The sequence below is a fragment of the Mycobacteriales bacterium genome (assembly GCA_035995165.1).
GTDB lineage: Bacteria > Actinomycetota > Actinomycetes > Mycobacteriales > CADCTP01 > CADCTP01.
Genome location: DASYKU010000054.1, coordinates 1 through 13,405, shown reverse-complemented (window position 1 = coordinate 13,405; position 13,405 = coordinate 1). Strand labels below are relative to the sequence as shown.

The following is a 13,405-nucleotide window of genomic DNA, read 5'->3' as shown; positions in this document are numbered from 1 at the left end:
AGCCAGATGGACAACGATGATCCTCGGAAGGAGGTGCCGATGACCACGGAGACGGTGGACGGGGTGCTCCAGAGCACCCGCGACCGGAGCTGGACCTGGGACGACCTGCAGGACCTGCCGGGTGGGCACCGTTACGAGATCATCGACGGGAGTCTGATCGTGTCCGCCGGCCCGACCCCGTGGCACCAGCTCGTCGCCGGCGAGCTCGTCGCCCTGCTGCGGCCCGCGGTGCCCGACGACCTGGCGGTCCTCGAGACCGTCGTCGTCATCGGTGACAGCGTGCTCGAGCCCGACGTGCTGGTCGTGCGTAGGTCGGCGATCACCCCGGAGGCCAAGTTGTTCGCCCCGGAGGACGTGCTCGTGGTCGTGGAGGTCGAGTCACGGTCCTCCCGGCGGTTCGACCGCCTGGCCAAGCCGTCGGTGTACGCGGATGCCGGCATCCCGCACTACTGGCGGATCGACCTCGACGAGCAGGAGGCGCCGACGCTCGTGCTGTGCGAGCTGGCGGGGTCGGCGTACCGGATGGTGCGGACCGTGCCGGCGGGGGAGTCGGCGCTGGTGGAGACGCCGTTCCCGGTGCAGCTGCGGCCGGCGGACCTCGTCGGCCCGCGGCGGAGGGGCTGATGGCGCGGCAACCGGAGGGGCCGCCGCCGCCGCCCACGGTGCAGAAGGTCCGCGTGCGGTACGCGAAGCGCGGACGGTTGCGCTTCACCTCGCACCGGGACTTCGCCCGGGCGTTCGAGCGGGCGTTGCGGCGGGCGGACGTGCCGATCGCGTACTCGGCCGGGTTCAGCCCGCACCCCAAGATCTCCTACGTCGGCGCGGCGCCGACGGGCGTGTCCAGCGAGGCCGAGTACCTGGAGCTCGGGCTGGCCGTCCCGGTCGACGTCGAGCGACTGCGGGAGGCCCTGGACATCTCGCTGCCGCCCGGCCTGGACGTGCTGGAGTGCGTCGAGGTCCGGCCGGGCACGGGCGGGCTGCCGGAGCGGATCGAGGCCTCGGCCTGGCGCCTGGAGCTGCCCGGCGTCACGCCCGAGCAGGCGGCCGGCGCGGTCGCCGCGTTCCTCGCCACGGACCACGTCGAGGTCGAGCGACTGACCAAGGACGGGCGCCGCCACCTCGACGCCCGGGGCCCCGTGGTGGCCGCGAGCGCGTCGCCCGCCGGGTCCGGGGACGGCTGTGCGATACTTGAACTGGTCGTACGGCAGGTCACACCTGCTGTTCGACCCGACGACGTGCTCGCCGCGCTGCGTGCCGTCGCCGGCCTGGTGCCAACCGCTCCGCCACGGGCGACCCGGTTGGCGCAGGGTCGGCTTGACGACCGCGGCCGGTTCGCCGACCCGCTCGCGCCGGATCGCGCGGCGGTCATCCCGGCCTCGGAGGTCGCGGGTGCGCCGCTCCCGGAGGAGCAGGCGGTGCCGTCCGTCGGCTCCACCCCCGCGGTCTGATCGAAGACCGGTCGGCACGCGGGACCACGAAGACTTAGGTGGGACGCCTGCCGCAAATGGGCAGGAGTGCTACCGCAGACCGCTCCCGTGCGGTCGCGTGCGTCACCGTGCGCGCCCGGGAGCCGAAACGGAGACAACCGGATGCTCGATAACGAGCCGACCGGCGCCGACGGGGAGACCCGTGGCGCCGTTGATGAGAACAACGCGGTGACGCCGCCGGAGGGTACGGCTCCGCGGACGCGGCGTCGACGGAGTACGGCGGCTGCCTCGGCCGCCGCTTCGGCCGCCCCGGAAGCTGCTTCTGTCGCTTCGGACGCCGCGGCTCCGGACTCCGCGGCCTCGGCCGGGGCTGCCGCGCCTGAGCCGGCGGCGGCCGAGCCGACCGCGGCGAAGGCGCCGCGGAAGCGGGCGCCGCGCAAGGCGACCCCTAAGCCTGAGGTCGAGACTCCGGCGGCCAAGGTGGCCGCCTCGGAGGCGTCGGCCGAGGCGCCGGCCGCGCCTGCCGCGGCTGCAGCGCCTGCGAAGCGGACCCGGACCCGCCGGTCCGCCGCCGCGCCCGCCGGATCGCCGACGCCCGCAGCCGAGGCGCCCGCAGCCGAGGCGCCCGCCCCCGGAGCCGGCGCGCCGGCTCCGGCGGACGAGACGGCCGGTGACGTCGCCGCTGCGGTTGCCGCGGTCACGGCCGTCGAGGCGGCCGAGAGCGCGCCCGCCGCCCCGGCCAAGCGCACCCGGTCCCGCCGGACCGCCGCCGCCCCCGCCGGCACGCCTGTGACCAGCACGGATGCTCCCGCCGCGAGCACGTCGCAGACCAGCGACCCCGCGACCAGCGACGCCGCGACCGGGACGCAGACCGGCGCCCCTGCGACGGACACCACCGCCGGCGAGCCGCTGGCCACCTCCACGACCGGCCGGCGGTCGACCCGTCGCCGGGCCGCAGGCGGTGCTGCCGGCACGTCCGCCAGCAGCGACGCCCCGGTCGGCAGCGCGATCAGCGGTCCGGCGGGTGACGTCCCGCCGGACGTCGCCGCGACGGCCGAGACCGTTGAGCCGGCCGTCCCTGCCCGACGCCGCCGCCGCGCCACCAAGGCCGCCGCCACCCCCGAGCCCGCCACCACCCCCGAGGCGGCTCCCGCGACCGGCGACGTCGTCGCCGCGGACGCGGCCGCCGAGGCCGGCGACGAGACGGTCGAGCCCCCGGTCACGGACGAGCCGATCGAGGACGAGACGGCGACCGCCTCGACCGCCGGCACCCCGTTCCGGGACCCGGCCGAGCCGACCCGGCGTACCCGCCGGCGCGCCACCTCGCCCGAGACCAGCCCGGCGCCCGCTCCGGTGCCGGTCATGTTCGTCGCGCCGACCGAGGCCGAGACCCCGTCGCCGCGTCGCCGCAGCCGGGCCGCCGCCCCGGTCGAGGAGGCTCCCGCGGAGGAGGCCCCGGCCGAGGAGCCCACCTCCCGCCGCCGGCGCCGTACCCGGACCGAGGAGCCGGAGCAGCCGGCCGAGCCGGTGGCCGAGGAGCCCACCTCCCGCCGCCGGCGCCGTACCCGGACCGAGGAGCCCGAGCAGCCGGCCGAGCCGGTGGCCGAGGAGCAGCCGGAAGAGACGACCGAGGAAACCGACGAGGAGACCGAGACCGACGCCGCGGACCGCCGCCGGCGTCGTCGCGGTCGCCGCGGCCGCGGCCGGGGTCGTACGAACGGCGAGGACGGGGCCGAGGAGACCGACGAGGCCACCGACACCGACGAGACCGAGACCGACGCCGACGAGGAGTCGGACGAGGCCGGCGAGGACGGCAACCGCCCGTCGTCGCGCCGCCGGCGGCGCCGTCGCCGCCGTGGTGGTGGCGGGGGCGACTCCGACGGGACGTCCGAGGACGACCCGCCGGACACGGTCGTGCACGTCCGCGAGACCGGCGGCAAGCAGCAGCCGCCGCGGGAGAAGGCCCCGAGCAGCGACGACGAGGTCCGCGGCGTCCGGGGTTCGACCCGGCTGGAGGCCAAGCGGCAGCGCCGGCGCGAGGGCCGCGACACCGGCCGCCGCCGTCCGCCGATCCTCACCGAGTCGGAGTTCCTGGCCCGGCGCGAGGCCGTGGACCGGGAGATGGTCGTGCGTCAGCGCGGCGACCGGACCCAGATCGCGGTGCTCGAGGACAACATCCTGGTCGAGCACTACGTGACCAAGGCGAGCTCCACGTCGTACGCGGGGAACGTCTACCTCGGCCGGGTGCAGAACGTGCTCCCGAGCATGGAGGCCGCGTTCGTCGACATCGGCAAGGGCCGCAACGCGGTCCTGTACGCGGGCGAGGTCAACTGGGACGTGGCCGGCCTGGAGGGCCGCGCGCGCTCGATCGAGCACGCGCTGAAGTCCGGCGACAACATCGTCGTGCAGGTCACCAAGGATCCGATCGGGCACAAGGGCGCCCGGCTGACCAGCCAGGTCAGCCTGCCCGGCCGCTACCTGGTCTACGTCCCGAACGGGTCGATGACCGGCATCAGCCGCAAGCTGCCCGACACCGAGCGGTCCCGGCTGAAGGACATCCTGCGGCGGATCGTGCCGGACAACGCCGGCGTGATCATCCGAACCGCGGCCGAGGGCGCCTCCGAGGAGGAGCTCACCCGCGACGTGCAGCGGCTGCAGGCGCAGTGGGAGACGATCCAGCAGAAGGCCGGGCAGACGAAGTCCGCGCCCACCCTGCTGTACTCGGAGCCCGACCTGGAGCTGCGCGTCGTCCGGGACGTCTTCAACGAGGACTTCACCAAGCTGGTCGTCTCGGGCGAGGACGCCTGGGAGATGATCAGCCAGTACGTCGACCACGTCGCGCCGGACCTGCTGCCGCGGTTGTCCCGGTGGACCGGGGACGGCGACGCCTTCCACGACCTGCGCATCGAGGAGCAGTTGCTCAAGGGCCTGGACCGCAAGGTGTACCTGCCCTCGGGCGGGTCGCTGGTCATCGACCGGACCGAGGCCATGACGGTCATCGACGTCAACACCGGCAAGTTCGTCGGCCAGGGCGGCAACCTCGAGCAGACGGTGACCCGCAACAACCTGGAGGCGGCCGAGGAGATCGTCCGCCAGCTCCGGCTGCGGGACATCGGCGGCATCATCGTCATCGACTTCATCGACATGGTGCTGGAGAGCAACCGCGACCTCGTGCTGCGGCGGCTGACCGAGTGCCTGGGCCGGGACCGGACCAAGCACCAGGTCGCCGAGGTGACCTCGCTCGGCCTCGTGCAGATGACCCGCAAGCGGGTCGGGCAGGGGCTGCTGGAGTCGTTCTCCGAGCCGTGCCCGACCTGTAACGGCCGTGGGGTGCTCGTACACCTCGACCCGGTGGACGACGTGCGCAAGACGAGCCAGGAGCAGGCGCCGGTGAAGAGCCGGCGTGGTCGCCGGGGCGCGGTCGCGGAGGCCGGTCCGCCGACCCCCGCCCTGCTCGCCGGGCGCCCGGCGGCGACGCCGGACGAGGACGGCGGCCATCCGGCGACTCCGGAGGAGGTCGACGGCCGTCCGGCGACTCCGGACGAGGTCGACGTGGCCTCGGAGGACCACCGCGCGGCCGACGAGGCCGTGGACACGGTCGAGGCGGTCGAGCCCGAGGCGGACGTGACCGTACGGGCCGAGGCGCCGCCGGCGGCTTCGGCAGCTGGGTCGGGCGACCTGGCGGCGGCGGTGCCGGACCCGGGTGCGGACGTGCGGAACGCGGCCGAGCCGGTCGCCGACCCGGACGCGCCCGCCCCGGCCGCGACCCGTCCCCGCCGGACCCGGCGCCGGGCAGCGGCTCCGGCCGGCAGCCCGCCGGCCAGCACCGACGCCCCGGCGGTCATCGAGATCGACACCCCGTCCGCCCCGGCGACCGGCGCCGCCGCCCCGGCAGCAGAGCCGGCCACCGCGGCGACGGCTGCCGGAGCGGAGACACCCGCTCCGGGTGCCTCCGGCGCCGGCCCGCTCGCGTCGAACGGGGTCGGTCCGTTGGAGTCGGTCGCGACCGGGACCGGGTCGACCGACCCGGACCCGACCGAGCCGGTCGCGGGCTCCAACGGCGTCGTCGCCCCGAGCGGCGGCACCGAGGAGTTCCCGGCCTCGCCGGAACCGGTAGCCGGCTCCAACGGCGCCGTGAACGGCACGAACGGAGCCGCGCCGCGACGGCGCCGGCGGGCGGCCAGCCGTCCCGCGGGCCCGCCGCAGCCGGTGTCCACGGACTGACACCGGGGGGCGGTTTGACCCGCCCTCCGGCCGGTCCGTACCCTGTCCTACTGGCCCACCGTGAGGTGGACCAGCTTTCGCGCGATCAACACCCGAGGAGCAGCGGTCGATGTACGCCATCGTCAAGACCGGCGGCAAGCAGTACAAGGTCGCCGTCGGTGACGTCGTCGAGGTCGAGAAGATCGTCGGTGAGCCCGGCGCCAGCGTCGACCTCCCCGCCCTCCTGCTCGTCGACGGTGAGGACGTGACCACCGACGCGGACGCGCTGGCCAAGGTGGCGGTGACCGGCGAGGTCGTCGCGCACACCAAGGGCCCCAAGATCAAGATCCACCACTTCAAGAACAAGACCGGCTACCACCGCCGGATGGGTCACCGTCAGCCGCTGACCCAGGTCAAGGTCACCGGCATCGAGAGCGGGAAGTAGAGATGGCACACAAGAAGGGCGCATCCAGCTCCCGCAACGGCCGCGACTCCGCCGCCCAGCGGCTGGGCGTCAAGCGGTTCGGCGGTCAGCTGGTCAACGCCGGCGAGATCCTCGTCCGCCAGCGCGGCACCAAGTTCCACCCCGGCGACCTGGTCGGCCGTGGTGGCGACGACACGCTTTTCGCGCTGGCCGCGGGCCACGTGAAGTACGGGGAGCGCCGCGGCCGCAAGGTCGTGAGCATCCTGCCGCCCACCGAGGGCTGAGCACCGAGGCTGTTCTTCGGAAGGCGGGCCCTCTTCGGGGCCCGCCTTTCTTCGTGTGAGGAGGTGGAGGCATGGCGTCGTTCGTGGACCGCGTGATCCTGCATGCGGTGGCCGGTAATGGCGGGCACGGCGCCGCGTCCATCCACCGGGAGAAGTTCAAGCCGCTGGGTGGGCCGGACGGTGGTAACGGCGGCAACGGTGGTGACATCGTGCTGGTCGTCGACCCGGGCGTGCACACGCTGCTGGACTTCCACTTCCACCCGCACCAGAAGGCCGGCAACGGCAAGCAGGGCATGGGCAGCAACCGCGACGGCGCGAACGGCGAGTCGCTGGAGCTGCGTGTCCCCGACGGCACCGTCGTGCACACGGCCGAGGGCGAGTCGCTGGCCGACCTGACCGGTGCCGGCACCCGGTTCATCGCGGCCCGGGGCGGTCGCGGCGGCCTGGGCAACCAGGCGCTGGCCTCCAAGCGCCGCAAGGCGCCCGGGTTCGCGCTGCTCGGCGAGCCGGGCGACGCCCGCGACCTGGTACTGGAGCTCAAGAGCGTCGCCGACGTCGGCCTGGTCGGCTTCCCCAGCGCGGGCAAGTCGTCGCTGGTCGCGGCGGTGTCCGCGGCCCGGCCGAAGATCGCCGACTACCCGTTCACCACGCTGCAGCCGAACCTGGGCGTGGTGCAGGCGGGCGGGACGACGTACACGATCGCGGACGTGCCGGGGCTGATCCCGGGCGCGGCGCAGGGCAAGGGGCTGGGGCTGGAGTTCCTCCGGCACGTCGAGCGCTGCGCCGTTCTCCTGCACGTGATCGACTGCGCCAACGAGGAGCCCGGGCGCGATCCGCTCGCGGACATCGAGGCGATCGAGCACGAGCTGGCCCAGTACGACACCTCGCTCGCGTCCCGGCCGCGGCTGGTCGCGCTGAACAAGATCGACGTGCCGGACGCCCGGGACATGGCCGAGCTGGTCCGTCCCGACCTGGCCGAGCGAGGCTGGCCGATCTTCGAGATCAGCGCGGCCACCCACGAGGGCCTCACCGAGCTGTCGTACGCGCTGGCGGCCGAGGTGGAGCGCTACCGCGCCAGCCTGCCGCCGCTGGAGCCGACCCGGATCGTGCTGCGCCCGGCCGGCGTGGACGACGGCGGGTTCACCGTCGAGCCGGATCCGGACGACCCGGAGGCGTTCGTGGTGCGCGGCGAGCGGCCGGAGCGCTGGGTCCGGCAGACCGACTTCGGCAACGACGAGGCCGTCGGCTACCTGGCCGACCGGCTGGCCCGGCTCGGCGTCGAGGACGCGCTGGCCAAGGCGGGCGCGGTCCGCGGCTCCGGGGTGACCATCGGCGACGTGAGCTTCGACTGGGAGCCGACGCTGGCCAACGCGGCCGAGTTCGTGGAGGGGCCGCGCGGCACCGACGTCCGGGTCGAGACCAACACCCGGGTCAGCGCGGCCGAGCGGCTGGTCGCGTACCGCAGCCGGCACGGGGGCGTCGAGCCGGAGGCGGCCGAGTCCCGGGAGAACGACGACGTATCGGTGGAGTCGCTCGCGCGGCACCGCCGCCCGGGGCGTGGCGGTCCACGCCGGGGATGAGCGTCCGGGACACGGTCCGCGACGCCCACCGGCTGGTCGTGAAGGTGGGCTCGTCCTCGCTCACCACCGCCGCCGGCGGGCTGGACCCGCAGCGCCTGGACAAGCTCGTCGACGCGCTCGCCGCCCGACGGGCCGCCGGCGGGCAGATCGTGCTGGTCTCCTCCGGCGCGATCGCGGCCGGCCTGGCGCCGCTGGCGCTGCCGTCCCGGCCCCGTGACCTCGCCACCCAGCAGGCCGCGGCCAGCGTGGGCCAGATGTTGCTGGTCGAGCGGTACGCGTCGGCCTTCGCCCGGTCCGGCCTCGTCGTCGGCCAGGTGCTGCTGACCGCCGACGACCTGGTCCGCCGCTCCCACTACCGCAACGCCAACCGGACGCTGGAGCGGCTGCTCGCCCTCGGCGTGGTCCCGGTCGTCAACGAGAACGACGCGGTCGCGACCGAGGAGATCCGCTTCGGCGACAACGACCGGCTGGCCGCGCTGGTGGCGCACCTGGTCGCCGCGGACGCGCTGGTGCTCCTCTCCGACGTCGAGGGCCTCTACGACGGCGACCCCCGCAAGGCCGGGTCCCGGCTGGTGCCGGAGGTGCGGGGGGAGGCCGACCTCGCCGGCGTCCGGATCAGCCGGGGCGGTTCCGGCCTCGGCACCGGCGGTATGACCAGCAAGCTGGACGCCGCCCGGATCGCCGCCGGGGCCGGGGTGCCGGTGCTGCTGGCCGCGGCCGAGCAGGTCTCCGGCGCGCTCTCCGGGTCACCGATCGGGACCGCGTTCGCGGCCACCGCCCGCCGGACCGCGTCCCGGCTGTTCTGGCTCCGGCACGCCACCACCCCGCGCGGCCGGCTGGTCCTCGACGCCGGCGCCGTCGAGGCCGTCGTACGCCGCCGTACGTCGCTGCTGTCGGCGGGCGTCACCGGGGTCGAGGGCGACTTCGGCGCGGGGGACCCGGTGGAGCTGGTCGGGCCGGACGGGGTGCCGGTGGCCCGCGGTCTGGTCGGGTACGACGCCGGCGAACTGCCCGACCTGCTCGGAAAATCTTCCCGGGAACTGGATCCTGAGCACCGACGCGAGGTCGTACACCGGGACGATCTGGTTCTTCTGCGCACCTAGGTCGGTGACCGCCCATGCGCTGTCCGTGAATGGTCATTCCGTGTCCTGGTGTCGGTCTTGACTCCCTGTCAGAATCCCGAGGTCCAGCACCGGTTTATTTCCTTGGGGGAAGTCTCCATGCCCGACGCAGCTCAGTCGGTCCCGTTCGACGTCGCTCTGCGTGGTTACGACCGCGACCAGGTCGACGCGCACCTCGCCTCGCTCGAGTCGGAGTTCACCGGCGCGCTGAGCGAGCGTGACCGGCTCTCGGAGCGGGTCAAGCAGCTGGAGGGCCGGGTCGAGGAGCTGCACCTGCAGTCCGGCGACGACCGCGCCGCTGAGCAGAACATCTCGTCCATCAGCGGCTTCGGCGCCCGCATCGAGAAGATCATGCAGGTCGCCGAGGACGAGGCGATCGCCGTCCGGGAGGAGACCCGGGCCGAGATCGACCGCGAGCGGGCCGAGGCGAAGAAGAAGGTCGCCTCGATCCAGGACGCCGCCGAGAAGGACGCCGCGGCTCACCTGGCGAAGGTGCAGTCCGACTCCAGCGGGGTGCTGGACAAGGCCCGCCAGGAGGCGGCCCGGGTCCGTGCCGACGCCGACGCGCAGGCGGCGTCGACCCGTGAGGAGGCCAGCGGCCACCTCGAGTCGGTCCGGGCCCGCGCGGCCCAGGCCGCCGCGGACTTCGAGACCGCGCTGGCCAAGCGGCGGCAGAAGGCCGAGTCCGACCACGCGGCCAGGACCAACGCGGCCGAGCGCGAGCTGGCCGAGACCGTGGCCCGGACCGACCAGCTGCGGGCCGAGGCCGAGAAGATGCGGGCCGACGCCGAGCGCCGGTCCCAGGAGATGCTGCAGGCCGCCCAGCGCGAGTCGGCCGAGCTGGTCGCCGAGGCGCGGGCCCAGGCCGACCGCAGCCGCCGGGAGAGCGAGCGCGAGCTGGCGTCGCTGTCCAAGCGCCGTGACGCGATCACCGACCAGCTGCGCAACGTCCGGGAGATGCTGTCCACCCTCACCGGCGGGGCGGTCTCGGCGCCGGACCCGGAGCCGGTCGCGGAGGAGCCGAGCGCGGAGGTGCCGGCTCAGCGCGCCCCCAACGGCGCGCGCTCCGGCGCCCGCCGCTAGTCCCTTTCGTTTCGGTACGGCCCGGGGTGGGTGCTGACGGATCCCGGGCCGTACTGCTGCCTACTGCTGGTCGAGGGTGGTGAGCAGGGCCAGGAGGCGGCGTTGGTCGTCGGGGGTGAGCGTGCCGAAGAGCTCCTCGGCGGTCTGCCGCCGCGCGGCCGCCAGCTCGTCGAGCGTGCCGCGACCCTGATCGGTCAGCGTGACCAGCACCGAGCGGCGGTTGTCCGGGTCGGTGGCCCGGCGTGCCAGGCCCGCCTCCTCCAGCCCCTCGACCACGTCGGTGGCCGAGCGCGGCACCACCCGCAGCGCCTCGGCGAGCTCCGCCATCCGCATCGGCCCGCCGGCGCGTTCCAGCACGGACAGCGCCCGCCCCTGACCCGGCGTCAGCCCCAGCGGAGCGAGCCGGAGCCGGGCGCCGTGCCGCAACCGCCGCGACAGCTGCTGCACCGCGTCGGCGAGCTGACCGCTCACGGGCTCCATCGGAATAGTCTAGCTCGATAGTGAGCTATCCTCACCGTGAGCCCACCTCAGAATCCTTAGGAGTCCGTATGCCCCCACTTCCTGACGTCCGCCCGGACGACCCCTCCGTGGACCCCCGCCGGATCTTCCGGCTGTTCCGCCCGTACACCGCCCGGCTCGTGCTGGTCGGCATCCTCATCGCCGCGTCCTCGCTGGTGAGCCTCGGCTCGCCGTTCCTGCTGCGCGGCATCATCGACGACGCGCTCCCGCACCGGGACACCGGTCTGCTCGCCCTGCTCGCCCTGGGCATGGTCGCTGTGGCAGTGGTGAGCACGATCGTCGGCGTCTACCAGACCCTGCTGTCGACCACGATCGGCCAGCGCATCATGCGCGACCTGCGGGTCTCGGTCTACTCCCACCTCCAGCGCATGTCGCTGGCCTTCTTCACCAAGACCCGCACCGGCGAGGTGCAGTCCCGCATCGCCAACGACATCGGCGGCATGCAGGCGATCGTGACCAGTACGGCGACGTCGATCGTGTCGAACACGACCGTCGTGGTGGCCAGTGCGATCGCGATGCTCGCGATGGACGTCCGGCTGGCGCTGCTGTCGTTCGTGCTGCTGCCCGGGACGGTCTGGATCAACCGCCGGGTCGGCGCGATGCGCCGCCGGATCACCACCGAGCGGCAGCGCCGGCTGGCGCTGATGACCTCGCAGGTGCAGGAGTCGCTGTCGGTCAGCGGCGTGCTGCTCGGCCGCAGCATGGGCCGCTCACCCGAGCTGACGTCGCGCTTCGCGGGGGACGCGAGCGGCCTGGCCGAGCTCGAGGTCCGCTCCCAGATGGCCGGCAAGTGGCAGCAGTCCACGATCTCGATCACCTTCGCCGCGGTGCCCGCGCTGACGTACTGGCTGGGCGGTCTCGCCCTCGGCGGTGGCTCGGCCGTCTCGATCGGCACCCTGGTCGCGTTCACGACCCTGCAGAGCTCCCTGTTCAACCCGCTGAACGCGCTGCTGCGCACCGGGGTGCAGGTGCAGAGCTCGCTGGCGCTGTTCGCCCGCATCTTCGAGTACCTGGACCTGCCCGTCGACATCGAGGAGAGCCCGGCTCCGGTGCCGCTGCCGAACGTGCGCGGGGACGTGCGCTTCGACCACGTCTCATTCGCGTACGAGGCCGGCGCGCCGACGCTGGCCGACGTCACGCTGTCCGTGCCGGCCGGCTCGACCCTGGCCGTGGTCGGTGCGACCGGCTCGGGCAAGACCACCCTCGGCTACCTGCTCGCCCGCCTGTACGACGTCGAGGCCGGCGCGGTCTCGATCGACGGCATCGACGTGCGGGACCTGTCGCTGGCGACGCTGTCGGAGACGGTCGGCGTGGTCTCCCAGGAGCCGTACCTGCTGCACGCCTCGATCGCGGAGAACCTCCGCTTCGCCCGGCCGGCCGCGACCGACGACGAGCTGGTCGCCGCCGCCCGGGCCGCCCGCATCCACGACCTCATCGCGTCGCTGCCCGAGGGGTACGACACGGAGGTGGGGGAGCGCGGCTACCGGTTCTCCGGCGGCGAGAAACAGCGCCTCGCGATCGCACGGGCGGTGTTGCGCGACCCCCCGGTGCTGCTGCTGGACGAGGCGACCAGCGCGCTGGACACCCGGACCGAGCGGTCCGTGCAGGCGGCGCTGGACGAGCTGTCCGCCGACCGCACCACGATCACGGTCGCGCACCGGCTGTCGACCGTACGGTCCGCCGACCGGATCGCGGTCCTCGACCATGGCCGGGTCGTGGAGTCCGGCACCCACGACGAGCTGGTCGCCCTGCGCGGCCGGTACGCCGAGCTGGTCGCCGCCGACTCCGACGCGCTCGTCGCAGCCTGATCGTCTTCCCGTCCCGGATCCGGCCCGATCGTCCGTCCTGGCCCCGGAGTCGGCCTGACCGGCTGGCCCCGAGTCGGCCTGACCTCCCGGCCCGGGAGCCGGCATGATCTTCCGTTCTCCGCCCCGGAGTCCACTGTGGACTCCGGGGCTTCGCTATGCCCGGACCGCGTAGACGACGATGTTGTCGCGGTACGAGCGTTTCGCGTAGTCGAACGACCCGCCGCAGGTGATCAGCCGCAGCGCCCGGTCGGGCGTGGGACCGTGCACCTTCTGGGTCGGGAAGGCGTTCTTCGGGTAGCGCTCGACGCCGGTGACGACGAACGTGATCGTCTTGCCGTCCGAGCGCGGCACGTAGATCCGGTCCCCGGCCTTGAGCTCCTTGAGCCGGAAGAACACCGCCGGCCCGGCCGTAGAGTCGACGTGCGCGGCGATGACCGCCGGCCCCGGCTCGCCCGGCACCGGCCCGGCCGCGTACCACCCGGTCTGGCTGAACTCCGCCGGCGCCTCCAGCTCACCCGTCTTCGGGATGAGCTTCAGCGGCACCAGCGAGGTCGCCTTGACCCCGATCGCCGGGATCGTGACACCCAGCGGCCGGACGCCGGCGGCGGCCTGCTCGGTCGGCGCAGCCACCGGGGACTGGTTGCTGACCGGTCCCCAGGAGGCGCCCGGCCGTTTCGTGGCCGTTGCGGGCTGCACGGGTGCCGCAGCGGTGGTCTGGGCGGCGCTCAGCGGCGGGTCGTCGCCGCCGCCGTCCTTGGCCGCCGCCCGGGCACCCACGCCACACGCGACGACCAGGAGCAACACGCCACCCCCGACCAACCCGCGCAGGAGCCGATCCCGCGGCACGCGATGCCGCCCGCCCGTCCGGGGCGACCCGGTCGACCCGGTCGGCCCGGTCGGCCCGGTGGGCCCGGTCGGCCGGTGGGCCGGATCGGCCGCCCGCTCGGGGCGGTCGG

At 74.3% G+C, this 13,405-nt stretch carries 11 protein-coding genes; 9 read left to right on the top strand and 2 right to left on the bottom strand.

The window, feature by feature from the left end:
• Window positions 1-39: 39 nt before the first annotated feature.
• The 8 genes from VGP36_09200 (at window position 40) to VGP36_09165 (ending at window position 10,122) form a co-directional block, all read left to right on the top strand.
• Window positions 40-624 carry a Uma2 family endonuclease gene (locus VGP36_09200; GenBank protein ID HEV7654894.1) on the top strand — a complete coding sequence of 195 codons (585 nt, stop codon included), beginning with the start codon at window positions 40-42 and terminating at the stop codon, window positions 622-624.
• A complete protein-coding gene (locus tag VGP36_09195; protein ID HEV7654893.1) occupies window positions 624-1,448 on the top strand; it encodes a TIGR03936 family radical SAM-associated protein in 825 nt (274 codons plus the stop codon). Before VGP36_09200 ends, VGP36_09195 begins: the two co-directional genes overlap by 1 nt.
• A gap of 768 nt (window positions 1,449-2,216) precedes the next feature.
• Complete coding sequence (locus tag VGP36_09190) at window positions 2,217-5,651, top strand: Rne/Rng family ribonuclease (GenBank protein ID HEV7654892.1); 3,435 nt, start codon at window positions 2,217-2,219, stop codon at window positions 5,649-5,651.
• Window positions 5,652-5,760: 109 nt separating this feature from the next.
• Window positions 5,761-6,075 carry a 50S ribosomal protein L21 gene (rplU, locus tag VGP36_09185; protein HEV7654891.1) on the top strand — a complete coding sequence of 105 codons (315 nt, stop codon included), beginning with the start codon at window positions 5,761-5,763 and terminating at the stop codon, window positions 6,073-6,075.
• Between the two features lie 2 nt (window positions 6,076-6,077).
• On the top strand, window positions 6,078-6,338 hold the full coding sequence (rpmA, locus tag VGP36_09180; protein HEV7654890.1) for a 50S ribosomal protein L27: 261 nt from the start codon (window positions 6,078-6,080) through the stop codon (window positions 6,336-6,338).
• A gap of 71 nt (window positions 6,339-6,409) precedes the next feature.
• Window positions 6,410-7,918 carry a GTPase ObgE gene (gene obgE, locus VGP36_09175; GenBank protein HEV7654889.1) on the top strand — a complete coding sequence of 503 codons (1,509 nt, stop codon included), beginning with the start codon at window positions 6,410-6,412 and terminating at the stop codon, window positions 7,916-7,918.
• A complete protein-coding gene (gene proB / locus VGP36_09170) occupies window positions 7,915-9,021 on the top strand; it encodes a glutamate 5-kinase (protein ID HEV7654888.1) in 1,107 nt (368 codons plus the stop codon). Before obgE ends, proB begins: the two co-directional genes overlap by 4 nt.
• A 117-nt stretch (window positions 9,022-9,138) precedes the next feature.
• Window positions 9,139-10,122: a DivIVA domain-containing protein gene (locus VGP36_09165; GenBank protein ID HEV7654887.1), complete on the top strand. Its 984-nt coding sequence runs from the start codon at window positions 9,139-9,141 to the stop codon at window positions 10,120-10,122.
• A 60-nt stretch (window positions 10,123-10,182) separates the two neighbouring features.
• On the opposite strand, the gene VGP36_09160 is transcribed toward VGP36_09165, so the two are convergent.
• Window positions 10,183-10,602 carry a MarR family transcriptional regulator gene (locus VGP36_09160; protein ID HEV7654886.1) on the bottom strand — a complete coding sequence of 140 codons (420 nt, stop codon included), beginning with the start codon at window positions 10,600-10,602 and terminating at the stop codon, window positions 10,183-10,185.
• A 68-nt stretch (window positions 10,603-10,670) separates the two neighbouring features.
• Here VGP36_09160 and VGP36_09155 point away from each other — a divergent pair, with 68 nt between their 5' ends.
• Window positions 10,671-12,449 (top strand): ABC transporter ATP-binding protein, encoded by a 1,779-nt coding sequence (locus tag VGP36_09155; protein ID HEV7654885.1) that lies wholly within the window; start codon window positions 10,671-10,673, stop codon window positions 12,447-12,449.
• 153 nt (window positions 12,450-12,602) lie between these two features.
• Here VGP36_09155 and VGP36_09150 read toward each other — a convergent pair.
• Window positions 12,603-13,405 (bottom strand): class F sortase (locus VGP36_09150; GenBank protein HEV7654884.1); only part of this gene is annotated, 803 nt, incomplete at its 5' end.

Coding starts and splice junctions, on each gene's coding strand:
- VGP36_09200 (HEV7654894.1), top strand. CDS start 40: ATGACCACGGAGACGGTGGACGGGGTGCTCCAGAGCACCCGCGACCGG.
- VGP36_09195 (HEV7654893.1), top strand. CDS start 624: ATGGCGCGGCAACCGGAGGGGCCGCCGCCGCCGCCCACGGTGCAGAAG.
- rplU (HEV7654891.1), top strand. CDS start 5,761: ATGTACGCCATCGTCAAGACCGGCGGCAAGCAGTACAAGGTCGCCGTC.
- rpmA (HEV7654890.1), top strand. CDS start 6,078: ATGGCACACAAGAAGGGCGCATCCAGCTCCCGCAACGGCCGCGACTCC.
- obgE (HEV7654889.1), top strand. CDS start 6,410: ATGGCGTCGTTCGTGGACCGCGTGATCCTGCATGCGGTGGCCGGTAAT.
- proB (HEV7654888.1), top strand. CDS start 7,915: ATGAGCGTCCGGGACACGGTCCGCGACGCCCACCGGCTGGTCGTGAAG.
- VGP36_09165 (HEV7654887.1), top strand. CDS start 9,139: ATGCCCGACGCAGCTCAGTCGGTCCCGTTCGACGTCGCTCTGCGTGGT.
- VGP36_09160 (HEV7654886.1), bottom strand. CDS start 10,602: ATGGAGCCCGTGAGCGGTCAGCTCGCCGACGCGGTGCAGCAGCTGTCG.
- VGP36_09155 (HEV7654885.1), top strand. CDS start 10,671: ATGCCCCCACTTCCTGACGTCCGCCCGGACGACCCCTCCGTGGACCCC.